Origin of the sequence: Kribbella pratensis (assembly GCF_004366075.1) — a bacterium.
Taxonomy (GTDB): Bacteria; Actinomycetota; Actinomycetes; order Propionibacteriales; family Kribbellaceae; genus Kribbella; species Kribbella pratensis.
Map to the genome: position 1 here is coordinate 1,433,591 of NZ_SODU01000002.1, position 26,018 is coordinate 1,459,608.

Annotated in this window: 23 protein-coding genes; 10 read left to right on the forward strand and 13 right to left on the reverse strand. The window is 68.7% G+C overall.

From position 1 onward, the window contains the following. Window positions 1-20: 20 nt before the first annotated feature. Both EV137_RS21870 and EV137_RS21875 read right to left on the reverse strand, forming a co-directional pair. Window positions 21-884: a hypothetical protein gene (locus tag EV137_RS21870; RefSeq protein WP_134003128.1), complete on the reverse strand. Its 864-nt coding sequence runs from the start codon at window positions 882-884 to the stop codon at window positions 21-23. 19 nt (window positions 885-903) lie between these two features. Next, a complete protein-coding gene (locus tag EV137_RS21875; protein WP_238175477.1) occupies window positions 904-1,698 on the reverse strand; it encodes a sigma-70 family RNA polymerase sigma factor in 795 nt (264 codons plus the stop codon). Window positions 1,699-1,864: 166 nt separating this feature from the next. On the opposite strand from EV137_RS21875, the gene EV137_RS21880 reads away from it, so the two are divergent. Together EV137_RS21880 and EV137_RS21885 are read left to right on the forward strand one after the other, a co-directional pair. Further along, complete coding sequence (locus EV137_RS21880) at window positions 1,865-2,578, forward strand: NIPSNAP family protein (RefSeq protein ID WP_134130545.1); 714 nt, start codon at window positions 1,865-1,867, stop codon at window positions 2,576-2,578. A gap of 148 nt (window positions 2,579-2,726) precedes the next feature. Next, window positions 2,727-3,647: a serine protein kinase RIO gene (locus EV137_RS21885; protein WP_238175478.1), complete on the forward strand. Its 921-nt coding sequence runs from the start codon at window positions 2,727-2,729 to the stop codon at window positions 3,645-3,647. Here the strand turns inward: EV137_RS21885 and EV137_RS21890 are convergent. The 3 genes from EV137_RS21890 to EV137_RS21900 form a co-directional block, all read right to left on the reverse strand. Further along, on the reverse strand, window positions 3,631-4,800 hold the full coding sequence (locus tag EV137_RS21890) for an alpha/beta hydrolase family protein (protein ID WP_134130547.1): 1,170 nt from the start codon (window positions 4,798-4,800) through the stop codon (window positions 3,631-3,633). The two genes, EV137_RS21885 and EV137_RS21890, sit on opposite strands and share 17 nt — an antisense overlap. Before the next feature lie 80 nt (window positions 4,801-4,880). Continuing rightward, window positions 4,881-5,417, reverse strand: coding sequence for a DUF3093 family protein (locus EV137_RS21895; protein ID WP_134130548.1), 537 nt, complete (start codon window positions 5,415-5,417; stop codon window positions 4,881-4,883). Window positions 5,418-5,419: 2 nt separating this feature from the next. Beyond that, complete coding sequence (locus EV137_RS21900) at window positions 5,420-7,075, reverse strand: FAD-binding dehydrogenase (RefSeq protein WP_134130549.1); 1,656 nt, start codon at window positions 7,073-7,075, stop codon at window positions 5,420-5,422. A gap of 35 nt (window positions 7,076-7,110) precedes the next feature. Here EV137_RS21900 and EV137_RS21905 point away from each other — a divergent pair, with 35 nt between their 5' ends. Both EV137_RS21905 and EV137_RS21910 read left to right on the forward strand, forming a co-directional pair. Further along, entirely contained in the window at window positions 7,111-8,967 is a 1,857-nt protein-coding gene (locus tag EV137_RS21905; protein WP_134130550.1) for a DUF5107 domain-containing protein, read from the forward strand. Between the two features lie 195 nt (window positions 8,968-9,162). Next, entirely contained in the window at window positions 9,163-9,561 is a 399-nt protein-coding gene (locus tag EV137_RS21910) for a DUF3592 domain-containing protein (RefSeq protein ID WP_238175479.1), read from the forward strand. 30 nt (window positions 9,562-9,591) lie between these two features. Here the strand turns inward: EV137_RS21910 and EV137_RS21915 are convergent, their stop codons facing one another. Further along, the gene (locus EV137_RS21915) at window positions 9,592-10,209 is read right to left on the reverse strand and encodes a TetR/AcrR family transcriptional regulator (RefSeq protein WP_134003141.1); all 618 of its coding nucleotides are present in this window, start codon (window positions 10,207-10,209) and stop codon (window positions 9,592-9,594) included. A 207-nt stretch (window positions 10,210-10,416) separates the two neighbouring features. Between EV137_RS21915 and EV137_RS21920 the strand changes: the two genes are divergently transcribed. Both EV137_RS21920 and EV137_RS21925 read left to right on the forward strand, forming a co-directional pair. Next, the gene (locus EV137_RS21920; RefSeq protein WP_134130551.1) at window positions 10,417-11,577 is read left to right on the forward strand and encodes a phosphatidylinositol-specific phospholipase C1-like protein; all 1,161 of its coding nucleotides are present in this window, start codon (window positions 10,417-10,419) and stop codon (window positions 11,575-11,577) included. Between the two features lie 7 nt (window positions 11,578-11,584). Further along, window positions 11,585-12,034 carry an OsmC family protein gene (locus EV137_RS21925; RefSeq protein WP_134130552.1) on the forward strand — a complete coding sequence of 150 codons (450 nt, stop codon included), beginning with the start codon at window positions 11,585-11,587 and terminating at the stop codon, window positions 12,032-12,034. Window positions 12,035-12,247: 213 nt separating this feature from the next. Here the strand turns inward: EV137_RS21925 and EV137_RS41790 are convergent, their stop codons facing one another. Both EV137_RS41790 and EV137_RS21930 read right to left on the reverse strand, forming a co-directional pair. Next, complete coding sequence (locus EV137_RS41790; protein ID WP_255517825.1) at window positions 12,248-12,370, reverse strand: hypothetical protein; 123 nt, start codon at window positions 12,368-12,370, stop codon at window positions 12,248-12,250. A gap of 59 nt (window positions 12,371-12,429) precedes the next feature. Continuing rightward, window positions 12,430-13,584 (reverse strand): FUSC family protein, encoded by a 1,155-nt coding sequence (locus tag EV137_RS21930; protein WP_238175480.1) that lies wholly within the window; start codon window positions 13,582-13,584, stop codon window positions 12,430-12,432. Between the two features lie 67 nt (window positions 13,585-13,651). On the opposite strand from EV137_RS21930, the gene EV137_RS21935 reads away from it, so the two are divergent. After that, complete coding sequence (locus EV137_RS21935; RefSeq protein ID WP_134003149.1) at window positions 13,652-14,152, forward strand: DUF5709 domain-containing protein; 501 nt, start codon at window positions 13,652-13,654, stop codon at window positions 14,150-14,152. 1 nt (window position 14,153) lies between these two features. On the opposite strand, the gene EV137_RS21940 is transcribed toward EV137_RS21935, so the two are convergent. Both EV137_RS21940 and EV137_RS21945 read right to left on the reverse strand, forming a co-directional pair. After that, window positions 14,154-15,479 (reverse strand): cytochrome P450, encoded by a 1,326-nt coding sequence (locus tag EV137_RS21940; protein WP_134003151.1) that lies wholly within the window; start codon window positions 15,477-15,479, stop codon window positions 14,154-14,156. Between the two features lie 116 nt (window positions 15,480-15,595). Next, window positions 15,596-18,610, reverse strand: a complete 3,015-nt coding sequence (locus EV137_RS21945) for an alpha-mannosidase (protein ID WP_134003153.1) — start codon at window positions 18,608-18,610, stop codon at window positions 15,596-15,598. 191 nt (window positions 18,611-18,801) lie between these two features. Between EV137_RS21945 and EV137_RS21950 the strand changes: the two genes are divergently transcribed. Continuing rightward, window positions 18,802-19,917, forward strand: coding sequence for a TAXI family TRAP transporter solute-binding subunit (locus tag EV137_RS21950; RefSeq protein WP_134003155.1), 1,116 nt, complete (start codon window positions 18,802-18,804; stop codon window positions 19,915-19,917). 21 nt (window positions 19,918-19,938) lie between these two features. Here the strand turns inward: EV137_RS21950 and EV137_RS21955 are convergent, their stop codons facing one another. Next, window positions 19,939-21,312, reverse strand: coding sequence for a sensor histidine kinase (locus tag EV137_RS21955; RefSeq protein ID WP_238175481.1), 1,374 nt, complete (start codon window positions 21,310-21,312; stop codon window positions 19,939-19,941). A 3-nt stretch (window positions 21,313-21,315) separates the two neighbouring features. Then, on the reverse strand, window positions 21,316-21,981 hold the full coding sequence (locus tag EV137_RS21960) for a response regulator transcription factor (protein WP_012918592.1): 666 nt from the start codon (window positions 21,979-21,981) through the stop codon (window positions 21,316-21,318). A gap of 118 nt (window positions 21,982-22,099) precedes the next feature. Here EV137_RS21960 and EV137_RS21965 point away from each other — a divergent pair, with 118 nt between their 5' ends. Together EV137_RS21965 and EV137_RS21970 are read left to right on the forward strand one after the other, a co-directional pair. Next, window positions 22,100-24,124 carry a TRAP transporter permease gene (locus EV137_RS21965; protein WP_134130554.1) on the forward strand — a complete coding sequence of 675 codons (2,025 nt, stop codon included), beginning with the start codon at window positions 22,100-22,102 and terminating at the stop codon, window positions 24,122-24,124. After that, entirely contained in the window at window positions 24,121-25,089 is a 969-nt protein-coding gene (locus EV137_RS21970) for a TAXI family TRAP transporter solute-binding subunit (protein ID WP_134003159.1), read from the forward strand. The genes EV137_RS21965 and EV137_RS21970 overlap by 4 nt, the downstream gene beginning before the upstream one ends. A 219-nt stretch (window positions 25,090-25,308) precedes the next feature. Here the strand turns inward: EV137_RS21970 and EV137_RS21975 are convergent, their stop codons facing one another. After that, complete coding sequence (locus EV137_RS21975) at window positions 25,309-25,962, reverse strand: hypothetical protein (protein WP_134003161.1); 654 nt, start codon at window positions 25,960-25,962, stop codon at window positions 25,309-25,311. Window positions 25,963-26,018: the final 56 nt, after the last annotated feature.

Sequence of the window (26,018 nt, forward strand, 5' to 3'; positions counted from 1 at the left end):
CGCCCCGGCCGGTACCCAGTTCAGAGCCGGTTGTAGCGCTTCCGGGCCTCGCGGCTCTCCTTCTGGGCGTCGCGGGCGGCTCGGCGGGCCTCGTCGAGTTCGGCGCCGATGCTGTGGACCCGGGCCTGGGCCTCGGAGAGTGCCTCGCGGGCGTTGTCGAGCTGGGTGTCCAGCTCCTCGACCCTCGCCTCAGCGGCCTGGGCGGCCGCGACTGCCTCCTCGAACGCCTGTTTGGCCAGGGCGCGCTCCGCCGCCTCGCGTTCGTCCTCCTCCGCCTGCTTGCGCTTGGCTGCCGCGCGCTCTTCCTCGGCGGTCTCGGTCTCCGCTCGTTGGGCCTTCCGCCGGTCGCGGGCGGCCTGGCGGCGTTCGTCGGTGAGCGGGGTGACGTTGGACGGTTCGCCGTTCTCGTCGACAACGCCGAAGCCGACGTGCCGCAGCGCGCTGCTCAACCGGCCCTCGCGTACGGCGTCGCCCGCGGCCGGATCCACCAGCGCGGCATCCAGCGTCTCGCGCAGCTTCTGGCCGACGTCCGCGCTGACTTTCTGGCCTTCCTTGGCGGCCAGCCGGGCGGCTTCCTTGGACAGCTTGTCCAGGAGCCGGTGACGCTTCGGCGTCAGCTCCCGCAGCCGCTCGCCGTCGAGATCGGCAGTCGCCTCCCGGAACTCGTCGCCGAGCGCGAGCAGGTCGTCCAGCTCGTCGGGCAGCTTGCGGGCCACCAGGTTCGCGAGCCAGGCCGCGACCGTCGGCTTGCGCAGCGCCTTCAGCCGGGTCGACCCGATCGCGTCGCCGTCGGCCTTCAGCTGCTTGGCCAGCTCGTTGCGAGTAGCAATGAAGTCGGCCGCCGGCGCCGCATAGACCGCATCGGCCGCCTCCTCGAAGTCCACGAAGGCGACGCTACCCGAATCAGCCGCCGCTCGGGCCCCGTTGCACGGCCAGTTCGGCGCGGAGGGTTTCGAGGATGCCGCGGAGCAGGCGGGAGACCTGCATCTGGCTGACACCGAGTTCCTGGCCGATCTCCTCCTGGGTGAAGCCGTTGCAGAACCGGAGCTGGAGGATGCGCTTGTCCCGCTCACCGAGGTTCGCGACCGCCGGTGTCAGGGTGTGGACGTTCTCGACCAGGTCGTAGCCGTCCTCGGCGTCGGCGACCGTCTCCAGCAGGCTCGTCCCGCCGTCCGACGTACCGGGCGCGTCCAGCGAGAGCGTGCTGAAGCAGCCGCGGACCGAGACGGCCTCGGCGACCTCGGACGGATCGGTGCCGAGCGCCTCCGCGGTCTCCTCGTCGGTCGGCACGTGACCGAGCCGCTGGATCAGCTCAGGCTCCGCGGCGGCGATGTTGCCCTGCATCTCCTGGACCCGGCGCGGCGGCCGGATCGTCCAGGCGCAGTCCCGGAAGTACCGTTTCAGCTCACCGCGGATCGTCGGTACGGCGTACGACAGGAACGCCGTCGACGCCTCCAGTTTGTAGCCGTTGACGGCCTTCACCAGGCCGAGGTACGCGACCTGCTCGAGATCGTCGGCGTCGACGCCCTTGCTGCGGTACCGCGAGGCGATCGATCTCGCCACCGGCGCGTTCAGGAGGACGACCTCGTCGAGGCACGCCTGGTGCCGGGGATCCGGGACCCTGTCCGCCTCGAGCAGCAGCTCGTGGGTGGCGTCGGCGATGGTCTGCTTGGTGCGTTCTGCAGTTGCGATCGTCACGGGAGATACCTCGTCGTGTCGTCGTACATGCTCGGTGGCAGGGGCTGAACCACTAGCTCCACCAGATCAAACTCGGCCCGAGCTTTCAAGTACCCGACTGTTACGGGTGCTTGAAACGCTTGTCGCCTGACAGTAACTGTCAGGTTTCAGTGGTTTGCTCGCATTCATGAACGAGTGTTGCGCCGTCGTCGACCTGCGCCAGTACACGCTGCACCCCGGGCAACGGGACAACCTGATCGAAGTCTTCGACACCTACCTCGTGGAGGGGCAGGAACAGACCGGTATGCACATCGTCGGCCAGTTCCGCGATCTGGACGACCCGGATCGGTTCGTCTGGATCCGCGGATTCCGCGATCTGCCCGCGCGGGCGGACGCGCTGAACGCGTTCTACTACGGCCCGGTCTGGCGCGCGCACGCCGCGGCGGCGAACGCGACGATGATCGACTCGGACAACGCCCTGCTACTGAAGCCTGTCCGCCTCGAGGCCGGCTACCCGGCGCGCGACGCGCCGCGACCGGACGAGCCTGCGACTTCGGTGGTCGGTGGCGCGGTCTACCACCGCGGTGCCGAGGACGACGGGTTCGTCGAGTTCTTCACCGATCAGGTCGTGCCCGTGCTCACGGCGACCGGCGCCGCGCCGGTCGCCGTCCTCGAGAGTTTGGTTGCCGAGAACAACTTCCCGCAGCTGCCGTTGCGGGACGAGGTGGTGCTCACCTGGTTCGCGCGGTTCGCCGACGACATGGCGTACGACGACCATCGCCGGCAGCTCGCCGGGTCGCGGGTCTGGCAGCGGCGGGTGCTCCCCGAACTGGTGTGCCGGTCGGCGAAACCGGTGCAGGAGCTGCGCCTGCGACCGACCGCCCGATCGCAGTTCCGGTAAATACGTTGCGGGGCCCGGAGCGGGCGGGCATCCTGGGTTGACCGAGCGGCGGCGAACGCTGCCTGGACTAAGGAGGGCTGACGGATGGCCATCACTGTGCTGCGGCATGTCCGCGTCAGTTCCACTTCTTCGTTCAGGAGCACACCAGTTGTCTGCAGAGTACGAACTCACAGCTAATTACCCCGACCTCGACTCGCGCTGGGCCGATCTGACCCGTGACGAGTCCCAACCGGATCCGTCCGACGCCTTCGTTTTCAAGTTCCATTCCGTCGACGAGGAACTGGGTCCGGATCAGCGGTGGTCCACCTGGCTGGACGTCGAGCGCGGCTCTCGCGGGCCTGATCCCCGCCCGGACTGGGTGGTGACGGAACAGGCCGCGATCGACACCGAGCTCGGCGTCCTCAAAACCGGTAAGGAAGCCGACGTCTTCCTGGTCGAACGGGCCGTCGAAGCCATCGGCGACAATCCGGCGAAATCCTCCCTGCTGGCCGCGAAGCGGTACCGCACCGAGGAGCACCGGTCCTTCCATCGCAGTACGTCGTACGTCGAAGGACGCCGTACCCGCAACAGCCGGGACAGCCGGGCGATGCACAAGAAGACCGCGCACGGCCGCAGTGTCGCGGCTGGGCAGTGGGCGTACGCCGAATGGGACGCCCTCAACCGGTTGTGGAAAGCCGGCGTCCCGGTGCCGTACCCCGTCCAGGTGGACGGCACCGAGCTGCTGATGGAGTTCATCGACGACGGTGAGGGCGGTGCCGCGCCACGGCTCGCCCAGGTCCGCCCGTCGAAGGAACTGCTCGGTCAGTACTTCGAGCAACTCCGCGGCGGGATGCGTGAGCTGGCCCGGGCCGGGCTGGCGCACGGCGACCTCTCGCCGTACAACGTCCTCGCCCAGGGGGAGCGCATCGTGATGATCGACCTGCCGCAGGTGGTCGACATCGTCGGCAACCCGAAGGGCATGGACTTCCTGCTCCGCGACTGCCACAACATGGCCGCGTGGTTCACGAACCGCGGGCTGGACGTCGACGAACAGGAACTGTTCGCCGACCTCCTCACGATGGTGTTCTGATTGCCTTCTGCAGCAGGGGGACGAGTGGGACCAGTTGGTCGGGGTAGGTGTCGACGAGGCCGTCGACGTGGTTGCCTGCCTCGACCCGCTGGTACGTGTGCAGGCCGGTGCCGCGGGCCATCTCGGCGTACACGTCGGAATCCTGGGTGATCGGGAGCAGGCTGTCGTACGTGCCCTGGATGGTGATGAGCGGCTTCTTGATCTTGCCGGTGAGCGCGATCCGCTTGATCGCCCGGTGCGCCTCGGGCCGCTGGGCGTAGTCGTAGTCGGCTTCGCTGCCGGTGTACGTCGGGTCGAGCTCGGCCGCGTAGATGCGCTGGGTCAGCTTCCAGTAGACCGTGTAGTGGTAGTCCCAGAGGAAGTCCGAGCGCGGATCGAAACCCGCCGCGACGATCGCAGCCGGGTCGTGCCGCTCGTAGCCCTTGATTGCCGGAGGCAAGTACGTGAGGAGGTTCGGCCCGTCGGCCGTCCACAGCGTGCCTTCGAGGTCTACGCCGCGGGTGAAGAGTTCGGGGTGGTTCTCGAGTTGCCAACGGACCAGGTAGCCGCCGTTCGAGATCCCCGCGGCGATCACCTCGCGTGCCGGGTGACCGTAGTACTGCGAGACCGTGGCGCGGGCGGCTCGCGCGAGTTGCGTCGTACGGACGTTCCATTCGACGATCGCGTCGCCGGGACGTAGCCCGTCGGTGTAGAACGCGGCGCCGGTGTTGCCCTTGTCGGTCGCGGCGTACGCGTATCCCAGTGAGAGCACGTAGTCCGAGATCGCCTTGTCGTTCGCGTACTGCGCTCGCACGCCGGGTGATCCGGACACGACGAGTCCGCCGTTCCATGTCCGCGGCAGCCGGATCACGAACTGCGAGTCGTGGTTCCACCCGTGGTTGGTGTTGGTGTGCGAGTTGTCCGGGAAGTACCCGTCGACCTGCACCCCCGGTACGCCGGACTGCTGCGGCAGACCCGAGTGCGTGAGGCCCGCGTAGTCCGCGGGATTCGTGTGACCCGACGCGACCGTGCCGGCCGTGGTCAGGTCGTCCAGATGGGCGACCTGTTGATACTCGGCACCCGGAACGCGCACCGGTCGATGGGCATTCGCCGGCGTAGTCATGAGACCCGAGAGCAGCAGGACAGCGGCGGACAAGGCGAGGAAGCGGCGCATGCCGTCACGTTAGAAGCTGCCTCCTTCGCCGGGTATGGGCTGACGACCTATAGCTCGCCCTACCGACCTGGCGTCAGGTACTACTCGCGCTGGTCGACTGCCGTGACCAGTCCGATCACAAGACCGCGCCAGTCGCGCGCGGGAATGCAGACTCTTTCGAGCCCTCCTGTGCGGTCGTTGCGAATGTCGAGGGTGACGAGGTCGTCCGCCCCGGTCGCGCCGTACGAACCGCCGAGCAAGCGCCCGCGGCGCTTGTCGGCCAGCCTTTCGGGGGCGATCTCCGGTGCCCCGACGCGGGCGGCACGCTCCGGGTCGGCCCTGGTCGCCAGCAGCTGTACCCAGTCGCGGTCGATCGCCGCCAGTGGGATCTGGTCCGTCCCCACTCGCAGCCGTTCCCGGGTCACGGTCACGGTGCCGCGCCAGGTGAGCATCGCCAGACTGAGCAGCCAGATGCCGAACACCCCAGCTGGGCCGAAGATCGCCAGGCCCACCTGGGTGCGGCTGAGCTCGACCTTGGACGTGAGCAACAGGCCGGTGGTCGCCAGAACCCAGAGCACCACCGGCAGCAGCCACATTCGGCGCGACACCGGCCGGTGCCGGTAGATCACGTCGGACACTCTCAGGACACCGCTTTCGCGGCTGCGCGTCCCGCCGTACGGCCGGTGAACAGGCAACCGCCGACGAAGGTGCCTTCGAGCGATCGGTAGCCGTGGACGCCGCCGCCACCGAAGCCGGCGACCTCACCGGCGGCGTAGACGCCGGGGAGTGGGGTGCCGTCGGTACGCAGTACGCGCGACTCCAGATCGGTCTGCAGACCGCCGAGGGACTTGCGGGTCAGGACGTTCAGCCGTACGGCGATCAGCGGGCCGGCCTTCGGGTCGAGGATCCGGTGCGGCGACGCGACTCGGATCAGCTTGTCGCCGCGGTAGTTGCGGGCCCCACGCAGCGCGGTGATCTGCAGGTCCTTGGTGAACGTGTTGGTCAGCTCCCGGTCCCGCGCGACGATCTGCCGCTCGAGGTCGTCGAGCTTGATCAGGTTGTCGCCGGTCAGGTCGTTCATCCCCCGGACCAGGTCCGGAAGGTTGCCGCGGACAACGAAGTCGGCGCCCTTGTCCATGAACGCCTGTACGGGTGCCGTTGCGCCTCCGCGGGCCCGGCCGAGTACGCCCCTGACGTCCTTGTTGGTCAGGTCCGGGTTCTGCTCCTGGCCGGAGAGCGCGAACTCCTTCTCGATGATCTTCTGGGTCAGCACGAACCACGTGTAGTCGTACCCGGTCGTCATGATGTGCTCGAGCGTCCCCAGCGTGTCGAACCCGGGGAACAGCGGCACCGGCAGCCGCTTGCCGGTGGCATCGAACCACAGCGACGACGGCCCGGGCAGGATCCGGATGCCGTGCATCGGCCAGATCGGGTCCCAGTTCTGGATGCCTTCGGTGTAGTGCCACATCCGGTCGCGGTTCACGTAGCGGCCGCCGGCCCGCTCGGTGATCGCGAGCATCCGCCCGTCCACATGCGCCGGTACGCCGCTGATCATCCGCTTCGGCGGCTCGCCCATCCGCTTCGGCCACTGCGAGCGGACCAGGTCGTGGTTACCGCCGATCCCGCCGGACGTGACGATCACCGCCTGCGCGGTCAGCTGGAAGTCGCCGACCTCGGTCCGCGAGCTCGACACGCCACGCAGTACGTCGCTGGGCTCGAGCACCTTGCCCGCGACGCCGTCGACCACACCGCCCGTCACCGTCAGATCGTCCACCCGGTGCCGGAACCGGAACTCGACGAGCCCCTTCCCGACGGCCTCTCGCACCCGGCGCTCGAACGGCGCGACCAGGCCCGGACCGGTGCCCCACGTGATGTGGAAGCGCGGCACCGAGTTCCCGTGACCGTCCGCGTTGTACCCGCCGCGCTCGGCCCAGCCGACGACCGGGAAGAACCGCACGCCTTGCGCGTGCAGCCACGGACGTTTCTCGCCGGCCGCCCAGTCGACGTACGCCTCCGCCCACTGCCGCGCCCACTTGTCCTCGTCGTCCAGCCGGTCGAACCCGGCCGAGCCGAACCAGTCCTGCATCGCCAGCCCGTGGGAGTCCTTGATGCCCATCCGGCGTTGTTCGGGAGAGTCGACGAAGAACAGGCCGCCGAACGACCAGAACGCCTGGCCGCCGAGCGACGCCTCGGGTTCCTGGTCGAGCAGCAGTACCTTCCGGCCCGCGTCGGCCAGTTCGGCGGTCGCGGCCAGTCCGGCCAGCCCCGCCCCGACGACGATCACATCAGCGTCCATGGCGACATGTATAGCGCACTTGGGATCATGGGGCAGTGACGATCCTTTCTGTTCAAAACGTCGTACTTCCTGCAGCTTCGATCGGTCCGGAGAACCCGCTCGCACCGCTCCGGACCCAGCGCGAGCCGCACCACGTCGAGAACATCGCCGAGCTCCCCGCCGACCTGCGGGAGAACATCGAGTACGGGCGCCTGCACAGCCCGCTGCCGTGCCTGAACCAGGACGGCTACGACCGCACCCTCGTGGAGACAGCGCTGCCTGCTCTGGTGCTGGAGAACGACCATGTGCGTGCGACCGTCCTGCCAAGCCTGGGCGGAAGGTTGTACTCGCTCGTCCACAAGGGCACCGAGCTTCTCTACTGCAACCCGGTCTTCCAGCCCGCGAACCTCGCGCTGCGCAACGCCTGGTTCGCCGGCGGCGTCGAGTGGAACGTCGGAAGCACCGGCCACTGGACCGGGACCTGCGCACCGATGCACGCCGCCCGCGTCGAAGGCCCGGACGGTACGCCGGTCCTGCGGCTGTGGGAGCTCGAACGCACCCGCAACCTCGTCACCCAACTCGACTTCTGGCTGCCGGAGGACTCGGAGTTCCTGTACGTCGGCGTACGGCTGCAGAACCCGTCCGACGCCGAGGTCCCGGCGTACTGGTGGTCGAACATCGCAGTACCGCAGTCGCCGGACCGCCGCGTCCTCGTACCCGCGGACCAGGCCTGGCAGTTCGGGTACGGCAGCCGACTGGACCTGGTCGACGTGACTACGGATCTGACCTATCCGATGCGGCACCCGCGCGCCATCGACTACTTCTTCGAACCGCTGCCGGACGAACGCTCGTGGATCGCGTCCGTGGACGGCTCTGGCAACGGCCTCGTGCAGGCGTCGACCGAACGGCTGCAGGGACGCAAGCTCTTCGTCTGGGGCCAGGGCGACGGTGGACACCGGTGGCAGGAGTGGCTGTCGCCCGGGCTGGAGGGCGACGGGTACGCCGAGATTCAGGCCGGGCTCGCGCGCACACAGATGGAGCACCTGAAGCTGCCTGCCGGGACTTCATGGCACTGGCTGGAGGCGTATGGACGTCTCTCGATGGACGCCGGTGTTGCGCACTCCCAGGACTGGAAGGCAGCGCGAGCCGGGGGAGCAGCAGCGCTGGAACCGTTGCTTGATGGGCTGCGTGGGAGGGAGCAGGCGTGGTTGGGGGTTGTTGATGCTGCGCCGGTCGAGCGGCTCGCGGTCGGATCAGGGTGGGGTGCGCTGGAGCTCAAGCGGACCGGGTGGAGCGTCTCGGACGGTACGCCGTTCAGCGAGGACACGATGACGTCCCGCGAGCAGGCGTGGCTGCCGTTGCTCGACGCGCAGCTGCCGGCTGTTGACGCCGTACCGGACGGGACTCTGGTGGCGTGGCGGGACCTGCTGGAAGCGGCCGAGGACAACTGGCTCGTCTGGTACCACCGGGGCGTCGCGCGGCACTACGACGGTGACGTCGACGGTGCGATCGAGGCGTGGCGGGAGTCTGGGGAGAACGCGTGGGCGCTACGCAACCTCGGTCTGGTCACGGGAGGGCTGGAGTACTACGAGCGCGCCGTCGAGCTCCTGCCCGACCTGGTGCCGCTGGTCGTGGAGGCGGTCGCGGCCGCGCTGGACACCGACGTGCAGCGGGCGGAGCGGATGCTCGAGCACGCGCCTGACGACCCGCGGATCCAGCTGCTGCGTGTCCGGCACGCACTGGAGACCGGTGCCCCGGCCACAGCGCACGACCTGCTCGCTGCAGGGATCCAGCTCGCCACGGTTCGGGAGGGTGCGAACCCGCTCACCGACTACTGGCTGGCCGCGGAGGAGGCACTTGGCACACAACGGCCGGTTCCGCCGCAGTACCAGTTCGGAATGGGCGGAAACTGACAACTTCAGGTCAACTCTACCTCTAGAAACACCGCTCCACCGGACTCTACTATGGTGCTGTAGAAAGGTTTTTGTACTTACCTGGAACCAAGTGGAATCCGGTGGCGTCTCACCGGATGAGCGGCAAACGCCGCGCAAGGGCAGTTTCGACAAACGACCGCGTCGCTCGCGGGCGACGCGTCGGGGGTGAGTGCCATGTTGACGATCGTTGTACTCGGTGGGTTCGGCCTGGTGCTGGTGGTCGCGACCTTCATCGTGACCGAGGTTCTGGCCGGTCTGCGGCGTAACGAACTCCCCACCGGCACGGAAGAGAAGACCGCGGGACGAGTGATCCGGGTGCGTGGCCCGGTCCGCGGCCAACTGCAGCGCGGTGCCCCGGCGATCTACACCGAGGTCATCGTCGAGTACTACACCCGCCGGGGTGAGGGACCGTACGAGGTCGCTCGCAAGTTCCCGGTCGGGAGCCGTATTACTTACGCCAAGGGTGACCGGGTGATCGTCGCGTACGACGTCCGGACGCCCCGCCGGGCCCGCCTGGCCGGCCGGGTCAGCCACTGGCCGACCCTGGGGCCGTTCTCCGCCACGGCGGCCTGACGGTTCACCTGCTTGAGCCTCCTCTCCGGCTCAAGCAGGAAGATGCGGGGCGAGCAGGTTGTAGAGCACCGGCCGACCCTGATCCAGAACGTAGTCCGCCTCGTCCGCGGAAAGCCGGTCTGCGAGATGCGCCAGCGCCTCGCCCATCGTGATGCTGAGCGTCACGGCCAGGCGGAAGTCCCGCGAGTCCCGCGCGCCGAAGCGCGCCGCCAGCAGCTCCGCGAACTCGCCGGCGTGCTGGTCGTCGAACTCGCCCGGCTTCGACTCCAGCTCCGGATCGCCGAGCCCGCTCAGCACGACCGCCTTGAAGCCAGGGTCGGTCCGGTGCATCTCCCGGAACGTCTCCAGCGTGACGTCGACCGCCGCTCGCCAGTTCGTCACGCCGGCCAGCCGCTCGCGCACCGCGTCGGTGTAGCGGGCCTGGTTCCGCCGCTCGATCGCCTGGATCAGGCTGCGCTTGTCCGGGAAGTACCGGTACACGCTGCCGACCGCGATCTCGGCCCGCTTCGCGATCCCGCTCGTCGACGCCGCGTCGTACCCGCGTTCGACCACCTCGGCACAGGCCGCGTCCAGGATCCGCTCGACCTGCCGGCTCGCCCGGTCCTGGGTCGGCGTCCGGCGCAGCGGATAGGCCCCCGAAGTCACCATTCACCCATTGTCCACGCTTCGAGGGACACCGTTGCCACCTCTTTGTGACAGATTGCCGACAGTTGGTCATGGGGCCTCCCGTCCTGGACTGAGGAGCGGAGGGAGCGAAGCGACCGGAGCGACGAGGGAAGGACGGGAGTCACAGCCCCATGACCCGCCGCGACGGAGTCGCGGCATCAGTAGGGCTCATGAGGAGGGGAACTTCGTATGCGCATCAACAAATCCGCTGTCGTCGGCCTCGCATCCGTCGCGCTGGCCGCCTCCGGGGTCGCCGGTACGGCGCTCACCCGGGAGAACTCCGCGTCCGCCGAGAACGGCTCGGGCCTGCGGTTCAACCAGGTCCAGATGATCGGGTCGCACAACTCGTACCACCGCGAGCTCAGCCCGGCCGAGCAGAAGGTCCAGCAGGCCCAGAACCCCGGTTCGGTCGACCTCTGGTACTCGCACGCGCCGATCACGCAGCAGCTCGCGGACCAGAACGTCCGCACGCTCGAACTCGACCTGCTTCCGGACCCGGCCGGCGGCCTGTACACGTACCCGCTGATCCGGAAGCTGACCGGGCAGGGGCCGCTCACCGACCCGGCGATGGCTCGTCCCGGGATCAAGGTCATGCACGTCCCGGACTTCGACTACAACACCACCTGCGACACGTTCGTCCTGTGCCTGCAGCAGGTGAAGTCGTGGTCCGACCAGCACCCGAACCACGTGCCGATCACGCTCAACCTCGAGCTCAAGCAGTCCGACCCGAAGGTGGTCGCGGCCGGCGGCGTCCAGTCGCCCCCGTGGGACGCCGCCAATCTGGAGGGTGTTGACCAAGAGATCCGGTCGGTGTTCTCCGAGAAGGAGTTGCTGACGCCGGACGATGTCCGCAAGCCCGGTCTGACGCTCGAGCAGTCGGTCCTGACCAAGGGCTGGCCGACGCTGGACGAGGCCCGCGGCCAGGTGCTGTTCTACTTCGACAACGGCGGCCCGGGCGCGATCCGCGACCTGTACCGGACCGGTCACCAGAACCTCGAGGGCCGGGCGGTCTTCACCCGGGGTCCCGAGGGCGAGCCGGACGCGGCGATCACGCAGGTGAACGACCCGCGGGGCGCGAACCAGGCGGAGATCCAGCGGCTGGTGTCGAAGGGCTACCTGATCCGGACCCGGTCGGACGAGCCGATGGCGACGATCCGCGACAAGGACTACACCCGGCTCGGGATCGCCTTGGCCAGCGGCGCGCAGGTCGTGACGACGGACTGGCCGGTCGCGGGCATGGCCGCGCGGTACGACAGCGACTTCGTCGCCGAGCTGCCCGGGCACACCGCCGTACGATGCAATCCTGTGACAGCACCGAAGTGGTGCCGTGGAGATGTCGTCGGAAGGTGATGTGCGGATGTCGGAGCATGTGGTTGACGTGAGCTGGAGCCGTGGTGAGCACGAGTTCACCTATGACACCTACGACCGCGACCACGAGTGGCGCTTCGACGGCGGCATCACGGTGCCGGGCTCGGCGAACCCGAAGTACCTGGGCAACCCGGGCCCGGTCGACCCGGAGGAGGCGTTCGTGGCGGCCCTGTCGTCCTGCCACATGCTGACGTTCCTGGCGATCGCGGCCCGGAAACGGATGGTGATCGACGCGTACGACGACCACGCGGTCGGCGTGATGGCGAAGAACGCGGACGGCCGGCTGGCGATCACCGAGGTGACACTGAACCCGAAGATCGTCTGGAACGGCGCCGAGCCGGACGCCGAGACGCTCGAGCGGATGCACCACCTGGCGCACCGGGAGTGCTTCATCGCGAACTCGGTGACCACCGAGATCACGCTGGCTACCAGCAAATGAAACCACCCGCCGACCGGCCTGAACCTCGCGCAAACGGTGTCAGGACGGTCGGCGGGTGGTGAGGTGCACCTCTGTGGCGGTGCACCGGTAACGGATCCGGGGGCGCCTCGCACTGGGGCGCCTCTGCGTTTGATGTGCGACTTCCGTGCGGTCTGGCTCGGTGGGCCAGACCGTCCGGGTGCGCCGCCCGGGTCCGTTCGTCCGGCTGGCGCCTCAGTGCTCGGCGGCGGCGTCGGTCCGGTCGTCTGTGGTCTGGGTGCTGTCGACAGCCAACAGGTCCTCGAGCTGGCGGACCTGCTCGGTGGCCATCGTGGTCATCAGTCGGTGGATCGTCATGCCAGTGAGACGCAGAGGGCCTGAAGGTATGACGGGAATCCGCGATGTGACCTGAGTCACTACTTCTCGTCGAGTCCGTCCAGCCGCAGGGGGACGAGCTTCCGGGCGTCGTTGTACGAGGTCCCGGTCAGTTCGAGCAGGTCGATGATCGTGGAGCGCAGCTGACCGAGGACGACGACCGCGGACAGTCCGATCGGCAGCGGCATCTCCGCCGTACGACGGCCCAGTTCGCCCAGCACGCGGTGCGCGGCGACGTCGGCGGCCGGTTCGAACAGGGACTCGCCGATCAGGCGGGTGCCGTCGGCCAGGCGTTCGAGCAGCGCCGGGTACTCGTCGGGCATCCGCTCGTCGCGCCACACCGACACCGCGCACCGGCGTACCAGGACCCGGGTGTTCCGGATCGCCCGGTCCAGCGGTACGACGAGATCGGCGATCTCCTGGACCCGCCCGCGGTGCCGGCGGCGGAACGGGGAGAGCCGGACGACCGCGACCCCTTCCTCGGCGGCGCTGCGCAGGTCGTCGAGCCGGGACTCGCTCGCGCGGGCCCGGCGGAGGGCGTCGGTGACGGCCTCCTCGTCGCGATCGCGCAGGCCGTCGGCGGTCTCGATCAGGATCTCGGCCAGCTCGTTCAGCACGCCTGACGCCTGTTGTCGAGGACGCCTGATGGCAGCGGCCGGCGCGATCGTGGCGGCCGCCAGCGCGACCAGCCCGCCGAGCGCCGCGTCCTGCCAGCGGCTGAAGCCGGCGCCGGGGTTGGGCAGCAGCGTGGTGACGATCGCGGCCTGGACGCCGGCCTGGGTGGTCATCAGGTTCCCGGCGCCGAGCAGTACGGCGACGCTCATCGCGAGCGCGATGACGAAGACGAGTTGGAGTACGCCGGTCCCGAAAACCTTCACGAACAGGTCGCCGACGCCGACCCCGACCGCCACCCCGACCATCACCTCGGCGACCCGGCGGAGACGCTGGCCGAAGCTGAAGCCGAGGCAGACCATCGCGGCGACCGGGGCGAAGAACGGCTGCTTGTGACCGACGACATACCGCGCGATCGCCCAGGCGACTCCGGCGGCGAGTGCGCACTGGGCGATGAAGAAGACCCGGCTGCGCCAGCGTTCGATCCGCCGGCGGATCGAGGCACGGGACCGCCGCGCGGCCTGCGGTGCGATGTCGTCGCGCAGCTCCCGCAACTGGTCCAACGTCAACCTGACCGGATCCACGCGCCCCATTCTGCGGGATGGGTGCGCCAGCTTGATTCATCGGCGCCTTGCGGTTCAGTGTTGCCTCATGACCGACAACAACCGTGAGGACTACGGCAGCTACTCCGTGGACGACGAGGATCAGCTGCAGGCGGAGGACACGCTCAACGACCGCGGCGTGGACGACCTGCTCGACGAGGGGTACTCGCCGCCGGAGAAGTGGTCCGCGGGCGAAGGCTTCGGCACGACGGCCGACGAGGCGCTCCAGGGCGAGACGCTGGACCAGCGGATCGCCCAGGAGGTCCCGGACGCCGACCCGTACGCCGAGGACGGTGAGGACGTCGGCGGCCCGCAGGTCGGCACCGAGCGCTCCGGCCGCCTGGTCGCCTCCGACGAGGGTGCACACAGCGACGACGACAGCGAGCTGTTCGCCGAGGACGTCGGCATCGACGGCGCCGCCGCCGGCGCCGAGGAAGCCGCCGTCCACGTGGTGGACGACGACGGGTTCGAACTCGAGGACGACGACGAGTCCGACCTCGAGAACTACCGCGACGTCGACCTGGGAGACGTCGGCGACCTGGAGGACTGACCTACCTGCGGGTGACGAGGATCTCGGCGCCGTGGCGGGGGACCAGGGTGACGTTCTTGGCCTGGGCCGGTTCGGGTTCGGGGTGCGGGGCCTGGAAGTTGTAGGCGCCGACGGCGGCGCGGAGGATCTCGGTGGCTTCCATCAGGGAGAATCCGGCGCCGATACACCGCCGGGCCCCGCCGCCGAACGGCATCCAGGTGCCGGGCGCGGGCGGATCGTCGGACAGGAAGCGTTGCGGGCGGAACTCCTGCGGCTGCGGGAAGTGTTCGGCGTCGCGGTGGACCAGGCCGATCGCGGCCATGATCGTCGTACCGCGGGGCAGCCGGTAGCCGGCGAGGTCGGTGGTCTCGGTGAGGCGCCGGCCGACCTGGTACACGACCGGATGCAGCCGCAGCGCTTCCTTGACGATCGCTTCGAGTTCGTCGTCGGAGCCGGTGTCGGCGGCGCGTTGACCGAACTCCAGATCGGCCGGCCGGCGCGCCAGTTCGTGGAAGGCCCACGCCAGCGCGGTCGCCGTCGTCTCGTGCCCGGCCAGTAGCAGCGTCACCAGCTGATCGCGCAGCTCCACGTCCGACCAGTTGCCCGCAGCAAGCAACCGCGAGAGTACGTCGTTGCGTCCGGCGAACGTCTCGCGGCGGGCGGCGATCTCGTCGTACAGGATCTCGTCGACCTGCTTCTGCGTGTCCAGGTAGGTCTTCCACGGCCGCACCCGGAGCAGCGGCGGGTAGAACCCACCGAGCATGATCACCGGCGACACCGACACGATCTTGTCCAGCAACGGGCGCAGCGTGTTCAGCCGGTCGGCGTCGGTGACGCCGAAGATCACCTGCAGGATGATTTCCAGCGTCAGGTTCCGCATCCGCTGGTGCACCTTGAACGGCTTCCCCACAGGCCATTTCGCCACTTCGGCCTGGGCGAGTTCGAGCACCATCGCGGCGTACCCGCGCAAGGCCGCGCCGGAGAACGCGGGCATCAGCTGCTTCCGCATCCGCACGTGGTCCTCGTCGTCGAGCAGCAGCAACGAGTGCGAACCCATGATCGGCTCCAGCACCATGTTCCCCTCGCCGGCGTGCATCACCGACGGCGGGCTGCCGAACACCTCCCGGATGTGATCGGGGCGACTCAGTACGACGCACACCCGACTCGACGGCACGAGGCGGATCGTGAACACGTCGCCGTACTTGTCCCGCATCCGCGGGAAGAACGTCCTGCGGTGACTCGCGAACAGCACAGTCTGCGCGAGGGTCGGCAGCTTCGGCCCGGGCGGCAGCGTGCGGGCCGTCTGACGGTCGAGCGTCCGGGAACCGAGCAACGGGGTCCGGGCCATGCCACCTCCACCGATCGAGCCTGTTCTTCCACGCTACGTCAGTCGGGTGAACACCCGGCGGCGGAAAGACGAAGGCCCGCCCGAGGGGGTTCGGGCGGGCCTTCAGGGGTGCTGTGTCAGGAGCGCTTGAAGCGGAGGGTGAGGATCTGGAAGGGACGGAGTTCGAAGGTGACTCCGTTGTCCTTCAGGTCCCGGTCCGCGAGGTGTCGCTCGAGCAGGTCGACCTCGGTCACCGACGCCGCCGCGAAGGACGGCGTGACGGTGGCACGGGAGCGACCGCCGCTGGACTCGTAGAGCCGGACGACCACGTCGCCGGACTCGTCGTCGGCCAGCTTGAGCGCCTCGACGATCACGTTGTCGTTGTCCACGGCAAGGATCGGGCCGACGCCTTCGGCGCCGGTGACGACGCGTTCGGGGAGGTTGATCCAGTAGCCCTCCTTGATCGCCTCCGGGATCCCGGCGCCGACCACGAGCGCGTGGTTCACGGTGTGCACGCCCTGGTCGGTCTTCGGGTCGGGGAACCGCGGCGCCCGGATCAGCGAGGTGCGGATGGTGGTCGTCGTACCGCCGTCCTCCCGCGCGGTCCGGTTGATGTCGTGGCCGTACGTCGAGTCGTTGACCACGGCGACGCCGTACCCCGGCTCGCCGACGTGCACCCAGCGGTGCGCCGCGATCTCGAACTTCGCCGCGTCCCACGAGGTGTTCTGGTGGGTCGGCCGGAAGATGTGCCCGAACTGTGTCTCGGACGCCGAGCGGTCCGCGTGCACGTCGACCGGGTACGCCGCCTTGAGGAACTTCTCCGCCTCGTGCCAGTCCATCTCGGTCTCGATGTCGACCCGCTTCACGCCTGGGCGGACCCGCAGCGTCTGGGTCACCGTGGACCGGTTGAAGGACCGCTTCACGACCACGGTCGCGACGCCGTCGACGGTGCTGAAGTCGACGCTGTCGACCTCGGTGACGTCCCGGACGTTGTTCTTGTAGAACGAGTCGACGTCCCACGCGTCCCAGTGGTTCGGGGTGTCCACGTGCAGCTGCAGAAGGTTGCCCACGGCACCCGGCGCGATGACCTCGCGGTGCTCCTCGAGGTCGTACAGCGAGGTGATCAGCCCACGCTCGTCGATCGTGACCCGGATGACGCCGTTGTCCAGTACGCCGTTCTCGACGGTGACGGCCTGACCTTCGCCGGCCGCGATGCCCGCACCGAGCCCGGCCACGCCATTGCGCGTGTGCGGCGCGGCGTTGAAGACGATCTGCGCGGAGCCTTCGCCGGCCAGCGCCTGCTGCGCCTTGGCGATGATCGCGTTCAGCTCCTCGGCGACCCGCGCGTACGTCGCCTCCGCCTCGCGGTGCACCCACGAGATCGAGGAGCCCGGCAGGATGTCGTGGAACTGGTGCAGCAGCGCGACCTTCCACAGCCGGTCGAGGTCCTCGTACGGGTACGTGTCGAGCTTGCCCGCGACGACGGCCGCCGTGCTCCACAGCTCGGCCTCGCGGAGCAGGTGCTCGCTGCGCCGGTTGCCCTGCTTGGTCTTCGCCTGCGACGTGTACGTCGCCCGGTGGATCTCCAGGTAGAGCTCACCGGACCAGACCGGAGCATGCTCGCGGTACTCGTCCTCGGCGGCGGCGAAGAACTCGGTCGGCGACTCGATGGTCACCTTCGGCGAGGACTCCAGGTTCGCCACCCGGCGCGCGGTCGCGACGAACTCGCGGGTGGGGCCGCCACCGCCGTCGCCGTACCCGAACGGAACCAGCGACCGGGTCGCGGCGCCGTTCTCCTGGAAGTTCCGCTGCGCGTGCGCGAGCTCACGGCCGGACAGGTCCGAGTTGTACGTGTCGATCGGCGGGAAGTGGGTGAACACCCGGGTCCCGTCGAGGCCCTCCCACCAGAAGGTGTGGTGCGGGAACTTGTTCTCCTTGTTCCAGGAGATCTTCTGGGTCAGGAACCACTTCGATCCGGACAGCTTCACCAGCTGCGGCAGCGCCGCGGTGTAGCCGAACGAGTCCGGCAGCCAGACCTCCTGGGTGTCGATCCCGTACTCGTCCAGGAAGAACCGCTTGCCGTGCACGAACTGCCGGGCCAGCGCCTCGCTGCCGGGCAGATTGGTGTCGGACTCGACCCACATGCCGCCCACCGGAACGATGGTGCCCTCGGCAACGGCCTTCTTCAGCCGCTCCCAGACCTCCGGGTAGTTGTCCTTCACCCAGGCGTGCTGCTGGGCCTGCGAGAACGCGAAGACCAGCTCCGGGTACTCCTCGGCCAGAGTGGCAACGTTGGACACCGTCCGGGCCACCTTGCGGCGGGTCTCCCGGAGCGGCCAGAGCCAGGCGGAGTCGATGTGCGCGTGCCCGACCGCGGACAGCTGGTGCGCGCTCGCGTGCGCCGGCCGGCTCAGGACGTCGGTCAGCTGGGCGCGGGCGTCCGCGGCGGTGCCGGCCACGTTCTCGTAGTCGAGCGCGTCCAGCGAACGGCTGAGCGCCCGCAGGATCTCCTTGCGGCGCGGGTCCTGCAGCGACAGCTCACGCTGCAGGCTGTCGAGCGCCTCGAGGTCCAGGATCAGGTCCCACACCTCGGCGTTGAACACGGCCAGGTCGGCGCGGGTGAGCTGGTAGATCGGAGTCTCACCGAGCTTGGCGCCGATGTCGACCTTCGCGTAGGCGTTGTCGAGCGGGATCTCCGGGTTGGCGGCGCCCTCGACGTAGAACTCGATCCGGTCGCCCGGCGATGCCGCCGTACCGTCCGGGCCGAGGATCGACAGCGGGGCGTAGGTCTGCCGCGGGTGCAGGCCCTTCAGCGGCCGGCCGGAGGTGGTGTGCACCAGGCCCTCCGCGGAGAAGCCGGGGCCGCCGCTGAAGCCGAGGTCGATGACCGCCTCGATCTCGCTGCCGGCCCACTCGGCCGGCACCTGACCGCTGAACTTGAACCACGCGGTGCCCCAGGCGGGACCCCACGGCAGCCCGATCTCGGCCGGCTCGTAGGTCTGGGCCAGCGCCTCGGCGGGGGACACCGGCTCACCGGGTGCGTGCCACACCTCGATGTCCAGCGGGACCGCCGCGCCGTAGATCGCGGGGCGGAGCCGCTCCCGCAGGGCGCGCTTCAGCCGCTCCTCGATGAGTTGACGGTCGTCGTGCACGAAATCAGCCTCCGGGAAAGGATCCTCACGCGGCCGACCGGGCCGCACCGATGACAACGCTGTCACACCGACCCCGGATGCGTCCAGACGCAGTTTGTCTCTTGCTGTGTGAATCTCTGTGAGTAGCGGTTGGATTGCAGGGCGCCGACACGGCTACCCCCGAGGCCTCATTGTTGTCTAGGTTGTCCTGCATGGATCGCCCCCGCCTGCTGTCCCCCTCCCGGCCGACCGGTCTGACGCGGCGCAGCGTGCTCGGCCTCGGTGCCGCCGCGGCGTCCGGACTGCTGCTGCCCGGCTGCTCGCGCGGCCGCGCGGACGAGCCGGCGCCGTCGGAGGCCGCGGTGTTCTCGACCGGGAACCTGAACGGCGTCTACAACAAGTTCGGGACGGCGCTGTGCGCACTGGTCAGCGAGGTCACCGGCATGGAGCTGAAGCCGATCGTCAGCGACGGGTCGGTGGACAACCTGAACAAGGTGGCAGGCCGCAAGGCCGACCTCGGATTCTGTACGTCGGACTCCGCGCTCGCGGCGTACGAGGGCACCGGTGACTTCAGCACCGGCCCGCTGCGGTTCACCGCGCTCGCCCGCGTCTACGACAACTACGTGCACGTCGTCGTACCGATGGCATCGAAGGCGTCGAAGCTCGACGACCTGTTCCCGAGCAAGGCCGACCCGAACCGGAAGATGGTCGTCGGCGTCGGTCCGAAGGACTCCGGGACCGAGATCGTCGCGAACATGATCCTGAACAGGGCCAAGGCCGAGCTGATCCAGAAGAACCCGGAGCTGGACCCGAACAAGGTCGACGTGATCCGGAAGAACCTGACCCTCGAGGAGATGGTGGCAGCGGTGCAACCCCGCGGCACCGCCACCAGGGGTTCGATCGACGCGTTCTTCTGGAGCGGTGGCGTCCCGACCGATCCGATCGCCAAGCTGCAAGGGACCATCGGGTTCCGGCTGCTGGACATCAGCGCGGTCGCGGAGTCGATCGCACTGAAGGAGTTCGGCGGTTTCCTGGTGTCCGCGATCCCGCCGTCGCAGTACGGGCTGGCCAGCTCGGTGCCGACGCTGGCGGTCCCGAACTACCTGATCGCGAAGCAGAACCTGTCGGACTCGTGGGCGTGGTGGACGCTCAATACCCTGTTCCGCCGGCAGAACGACCTGATCAAGGGCACCCCGTCACCCGGAGCCAGCCCGGGGACCGGCGGCCACCCCGAGGCCGGCGCGCTGGACCCCCGCTCGGCGATCGCGACCATGCCCGTCCCGCTGCATCCCGCCGCGGAGCGCTGGTACCGCCAGAATCACATCTGAGCGGTACTGGAGCGGTACTGCTCAGGCGTCGTAGTCGTCGATCAGCGGGACGCGGACCTCGATCACGAGGCCGCCGCCGATCGGCGGCCGGGCGACCACACGGCCGCCGACCCTGGCCGCCTCGGAGCGCACGATCGCCAGGCCGAGACCGGTACCCGGCATCTCCCGGTGGTGCGCGCTGCGCCAGAACCGCTCGCCGACCTTCTTCAGGTCCCGCGATCCGAGCCCCAGGCCGTGGTCGCGCACCGACAGCACCACCTCGGTGCCGTCCCGGGTGACCGAGACCTCCACCGGCGGTGCGCCGTACTTCGACGCGTTGTCGAGCAGTACGTCGAGGATGTCGTCGACCTCGAGCTCCGGCGCGACCCCGCCCGGGACCATCTCGCCGATGATCAGCTCCAGGTCGTCGGCGGAGTACACGGCCTTCCAGCCGACCAGCCGCTCCTTCACCGCCTGGGCCAGGTCCAGCGGCTCTTCGTTGCCCTCGGCATCCGCCGACGGGCGGTCGGAGCCGGCCAGCCGGGACAGCCGCTGGACGATCCGGCCGAGCCGGTCGATGTCGCTGAGCGCGAACCGCGCGGTCGGCGAAAGCCGGGACAGGCCCTCGATGTGGATCCGGGCCGACGTCAGCGGCGTCCGCAGCTGGTGCGACGCGTCGGCGACGAACTCGCGCTCACGCTGCCGGGCCTGGTGCAGGCTCAGCGCCATCGAGTTGAAGCTGTCGCCCAGCCGGCGGAGCTCCGGTGCACGACCGTCGGTCGAGACCCGGGTGTCGAGCGCGCCGCGGGTGATCTGGTGGGTGGCGTTGTCGAGGTCCTGCAGCGGCCGCAGCACCCAGCGGGTGATCGGCCGGACGATACCGATGATGATCGCGCCGATGCTGATCAGCAGGCCGCCGAGGAGCAGCAGCAGGCCGCGCTGCACCTGGTCACGGGCCTTGTCCGTCGGCACCCGCAGCACGGCGGCGCCGAGCACACTGCCGTTGTTGACGACCGGGCGGGACACGATCATCTCGCCGGCGGCCCACGGCCACAGCGCCGGCGGCTCGGGTGGGAGACGGCCCGCCAGCGTGCTGTGCAGGGCGGTCGCGATGTCTTCTTCCTTCACGTCCACACCGGACACCGACGTGGCGACGACGCGGGAGTCGACGTCGACGACGAAGACCGGGGTGTCGTAGAGCTCCTGGTACCGGACCGCGAGCTCACGCAGGTTCGCGATGTCGCCGGTCTGCAACGGGGACTCGGCCATCGCGGCGAACCAGTCCGCGTCGTTGCTGCGGGACAGGAAGAGCGTGCGTGAGTTGCTTGTGGCGATGAAGTTCGCCAGCGGGATCACGGCGACGATCGCCAGGGCGACGACCATCGGGACGAGGGACTGCAGCAGTCGACGGCGCAACGGTCAGTCCGAACCGAGGCGGTAGCCGACGCCGCGGATGGTCTGCACCAGTTCGGGCCGGCCGAGCTTTGCGCGCAGGCTGGCGACGTGCACGTCCATGGTGCGCGACGACGCCTCGAAGACCGACTGCCAGGCGTACAGCGCGACCTGTTCACGGGGAACCACCCGGCCGTGGTGCGCGGCCAGCACTGCGAGCACGTCGAACTCCTTGCGGGTCAGACTGATGGGCTTGTCCGCCACCTGAACCGTCCGGGCCTCGATGTCCACGGTCAGGTCGCCGACGGTCACCCGGGGGCGGGGCTGCAGGAGGCCGGTACGACGAAGTACAGCATCGATGCGGGCCAGCAGCTCGGAAATCGCGAACGGTTTCACCACGTAGTCGTCGGCGCCGCTGCGCAGGCCGCGCACCCGGTCGGCCGCCTCGCCGCGCGCGGTCACCGCGATCACCGGTACGTCGGACACCGTCCGGATCTGCCGGCACACGTTGATACCGTCCCCGTCCGGCAGCCCGAGGTCCAGCAGCACCAGGTCGCCGGGATCCGCCGCCAAGGCGTCCGCGGCCGTGCGGACATGCGTCACCATCAGGCCGTACCGCCGCAATGCGGGTATCAGGGCATTGGCGATATCGAGATCGTCCTCGACCAGCAGAATCCGGACCGCGCCACTCATGCGGTGATCGTAGGCCAGGTCACGGCCCGATGTGTCAGATCTTGGTAAAGACGTAATCACGCGACTCCACGCAGTGTTCGGCAACATTAGCCTTCCGGACACAGGAGGGAACCGGTAGATGACTGTCGGTGTTGGCAGCGGGGGTGGCGTGACCGTGCCCTCTGAGGAAGAACTGGCCGAGTACGAGCAGGAACGGCCCGCTCGGCGGCTTCGGCCTGCCCTGGGCCGGGTGATTTCGGTCTGGTGCGCAATCATCAGCGTCGGCGTGCTCGTGCAGGTGTTCGCTCCATTACCACAGGGCACGCAGTTCTACCTGGTGATCTTTCTCGCAGCGATTCTGCCGATCACGTTGCTGTGTTACCGCGGTTTTCGAGTGCCTGCGTTCATCAATCCGTTCAAGGCGCGCTCGCACGACGACCCGGGCATGGCGGACTGGATCCTGGCCCTCGTCGCGCTGGCCGTGTGTGTCTATCCGCTCTTCGATTTCGACGGGTACCTCGAGCGCCGGCAGGCTCCTTCCGCGCTGGACGTGGCGGCCGGGGCTGTGTTGCTGATCCTGTTGCTCGAAGCGTGCCGTCGTACGACTGGCTGGGTGCTTCCGGCGTTCAGCCTGGTCTTCATCGCCTACGCGTACTACGGCGGCTACCTGCCCTACACCTGGTCGCTGTCACACCAGGGCTTCAACTTCGACGCGATCATCGCGCAGTTCACGATGGGTACGGCGGGGTTCTACGGGACGCCGTTGACGGTCGCCGCGTCGTACATCGTGCTCTTCACCATCTACGGCGCGGTGCTCGACTACTCGGGTGCGGGCAAGTTCTTCATCGACCTGTCGTTCGCCGTCTTCAAACGCAGCCGGACGGCGCCCGGCCGCACGGTCACGATGGCAGGCTTCCTGCTCGGCACCGTCTCGGGTTCCGGTACGGCGACCGCGGTGTCGCTCGGCACCGTGTCCTGGCCGATCCTGCGCCGGGCCGGGTACCCGGCCGAACCGGCAGGCGGAATGCTCGCCGCGTCAGGGATCGGCGCGATCCTGTCCCCGCCCACCCTCGGCGCGGCCGCGTTCATCATCGCGGAGTTCCTGCAGGTCTCGTACCTGAAGGTCCTCGGGTTCGCCGTGATCCCGACCCTGCTGTACTACCTGGGCATCCTGCTCGCGATCGAGATCGACGCCCGCAAGCACAAGACGTCGGCGGCGGAGACCTCTCAGGACTCCGCGCTGCGGTTGCTGCTGCGGTTCGGGTACCACTTCCTGTCGTTGTTCGTGATCATCGCCTTCATGGCGGTCGACGTACCGCCGTTCAAGGCCGTGGTCTACGCGGTGATCATCCAGTTCGGGTTGTCGTTCCTGGACCGTGAGCACCGGTTGACCGGGAAGCCGCTGTTCAAGGCGCTTGCCCAGGGCACCCGTTCGGTGCTGCCGGTGGCGGCGACCTGCGCGACCGCGGGCGTGATCGTCGCGGTCACCACGCAGACCGGTCTCGGACTGAACCTGGCGGAGATCATCGTCGACGCGGCGCGCGGGCTGACCGACAACCACACGGTGGTGCTGATCCTGACCGTGCTGCTGTCCGGGTTCGCCGTCCTGATCCTCGGACTCGCGGTGCCGGTGACCGCCTCGTTCATCATCGCGGCGGTGATCATCGCGCCGGCGTTGATCAACCTCGGCGTGACGCGGCCCGAGGCGTACATGTTCATCTTCTACTACGCCGTACTGTCCGAGGTCTCGCCGCCGACCGCGCTGGCCGCGGTGGCGACCTCCGCGATCACCGGCGGCAAGGTGATACCGACCATGTGGCAGGCGTGGAAGTACACGCTGCCGGCGTTCCTGGTGCCGTTCGCGTTCGTGCTCACCGACAACGGCGCGCATCTGCTCGGGCAGGGCTCGTTCGTCGGCATGGTGTGGACCACGGTGGTGTCGATGCTGGCCGTTGCAGCGCTCGCCGTCGTGACCGGCGGCTGGGTGTTCGTCCGGGCGACCTGGCTCGAGCGGGCGATCTGCGTACCGGCCGCCGCACTGCTGCTCTACCTCGCGCCCGTAACCATCACGGCCGGAATCTGTTTGCTACTTGTTGCCGTCGTCATCAATCTGGTCCGGCGGCAACGCCAGACCTCTGCCGAGGAAGGAACCCTTGCCTCATGAGACTCCGAACTGTTGCTGTGGCACTGGTCGCCGTGGTGTCGCTGGCGGCCTGCGGCGGTCAGCGGGAACCGTCCGGCTCCGGAACGGGATCCGGCGGCCGGCTGACGATTGCCACCGGCAACACGACGGGGGTGTACTACCAGCTCGGTGGTGCGCTGGCCTCGGTGATCTCGCAGAAGATGTCCGGCTACCGCGCGACGGCCAGCGAGACCGGCGCCTCGGTGCAGAACATCCAGGGCCTCGTCGGCGGGAACTACGACATCGCGTTCTCGCTCGGTGACTCCGCGGCGGACGCCGTGAACGGCGTGAACAGCTTCAAGACCAAGCAGGACGTGGTCGCGCTCACCCGGCTGTACAACAACTACACGCAGGTCGCCGTACGGACGTCCGCGGGAATCAACTCGATCGCGGACCTGAAGGGCAAGCGGGTCTCCACCGGTTCGCCGAACTCCGGCACCGAGGTGATCGCCCGCCGGCTGATCGAGGCGGCCGGCCTCAACCCGGCCAGTGACGTCACCGCGCAGCGGCTCGGGCTGCCGGAGTCGGTGGACGCGATGAAGTCCGGGTCGATCGACGCTCTGGTCTGGTCCGGTGGACTGCCGACCGGCGGCATCACCGACCTGTTCACCAGCATGGGCAAGGGCGTCAAGCTCTTGCCGATCGCGGATCTGCTGCCGAAGATGCAGGAGAAGTACGGCTCGATCTACTCCCAGGCACCGATCCCGGCAGCGACGTACAAGCAGCCGGCCGACGTGGCGACGATCATCGTGCCGAACGTGCTGCTGGTCCGCAAGGACATGAAGGACGAGCTCGCGGAGCAGCTCACGAAGGTTGTCTACGACAACATGGATGCGCTGGTCGCGGTGAACGCGGCCGCCAAGGGCATCAAGCTCGAGAACGCCGACAAGACCGACCCGGTGCCCCTGCACCCCGGCGCGAAGAAGGCGATCGACAGCCTCAAATGACTACGTGCTGGGTACCGGTAGATGTTGCGGTGACCTAGTTCACAGACCGTCCTCCCCCGCACACCAGGCGCAGCGGGGGAGGACGCAGGGCCCCGGATCCGCACACCAGGCGCAGCGGCGACGGGACCCCACGCCAGCTCCCACAACCAGGCGCAGTGAGAGCCGGCAGACCGGGCCCGGCCTCGGCGGAGGCATCCGCCGGGGCCGGGCCTCTGTCGTCTAGCGGGGTTCTTCCTCCTCCGGCATCGGGGTGCCGTAGAGGTAGTGGGAGAGCGCGGAGTCACGCTTCGGGTGCGCGTGGTACTTGGTCGGTACAACGCGTCCTTCGGCACTGTCCCAAGCGGTGTCCGCCATCCGCCACATACGGTGCGCCAGCCGACCGGTCATGCCGGTGTGCGGTGAGTACGGGTGCGCCCGGGTCGGCGCCACCTCCTCCGCCTCCAGCAGGTCCTCGGTCAGCGTGTTCACGTCCGGGTCGTCGAGCTGCTCCGAGATCTGCCGGCTGTACGTCGCTTCCATGGTCTCGTGCTCGTCGAGCAGCCGGTCGATCTGCTGCCACAGGTCGCGGTGGTGAAGATCCACGAAGCGGCTGTCGCCGTACTGCCGTCCTTTGAGGAAGCGCAGCGAACGTTCCAGTTCCTTCGCGTTCCCGACGTACCTGGTGACCAGGTCGTCCCCGTCGGGCAGCTTACGGACATGCGGGAGGAGTACGTCCTCCGCCGCGGCCAGATGCTGGGCAGCGATCGCGTAGAACCAGTCCGTCTGATGCCGGTGCTCAGGGTGCGCAGCGTCGCGGTGATGAGCCGGCTCGGCCAGCTCCCGAATCCGGGCGTGTTCGTAGGTCAGGGCCATTTCGAGCGTCGAAGCGGTCATGGCAACCACCTCCAGAAGGTCTCCTTCCAGCGTGTGCCCATCCCACCCGATCCGCA

Coding starts and splice junctions, on each gene's coding strand:
- EV137_RS21880 (WP_134130545.1), top strand. CDS start 1,865: ATGAACGAGTGTTGCGCCGTCGTCGACCTGCGCCAGTACACGCTGCAC.
- EV137_RS21890 (WP_134130547.1), bottom strand. CDS start 4,800: ATGCGCCGCTTCCTCGCCTTGTCCGCCGCTGTCCTGCTGCTCTCGGGT.
- EV137_RS21900 (WP_134130549.1), bottom strand. CDS start 7,075: ATGGACGCTGATGTGATCGTCGTCGGGGCGGGGCTGGCCGGACTGGCC.
- EV137_RS21910 (WP_238175479.1), top strand. CDS start 9,163: ATGTTGACGATCGTTGTACTCGGTGGGTTCGGCCTGGTGCTGGTGGTC.
- EV137_RS21915 (WP_134003141.1), bottom strand. CDS start 10,209: ATGGTGACTTCGGGGGCCTATCCGCTGCGCCGGACGCCGACCCAGGAC.
- EV137_RS21920 (WP_134130551.1), top strand. CDS start 10,417: ATGCGCATCAACAAATCCGCTGTCGTCGGCCTCGCATCCGTCGCGCTG.
- EV137_RS21925 (WP_134130552.1), top strand. CDS start 11,585: ATGTCGGAGCATGTGGTTGACGTGAGCTGGAGCCGTGGTGAGCACGAG.
- EV137_RS41790 (WP_255517825.1), bottom strand. CDS start 12,370: ATGACGATCCACCGACTGATGACCACGATGGCCACCGAGCAGGTCCGC.
- EV137_RS21935 (WP_134003149.1), top strand. CDS start 13,652: ATGACCGACAACAACCGTGAGGACTACGGCAGCTACTCCGTGGACGAC.
- EV137_RS21940 (WP_134003151.1), bottom strand. CDS start 15,479: ATGGCCCGGACCCCGTTGCTCGGTTCCCGGACGCTCGACCGTCAGACG.
- EV137_RS21950 (WP_134003155.1), top strand. CDS start 18,802: ATGGATCGCCCCCGCCTGCTGTCCCCCTCCCGGCCGACCGGTCTGACG.
- EV137_RS21960 (WP_012918592.1), bottom strand. CDS start 21,981: ATGAGTGGCGCGGTCCGGATTCTGCTGGTCGAGGACGATCTCGATATC.
- EV137_RS21965 (WP_134130554.1), top strand. CDS start 22,100: ATGACTGTCGGTGTTGGCAGCGGGGGTGGCGTGACCGTGCCCTCTGAG.
- EV137_RS21970 (WP_134003159.1), top strand. CDS start 24,121: ATGAGACTCCGAACTGTTGCTGTGGCACTGGTCGCCGTGGTGTCGCTG.
- EV137_RS21975 (WP_134003161.1), bottom strand. CDS start 25,962: ATGACCGCTTCGACGCTCGAAATGGCCCTGACCTACGAACACGCCCGG.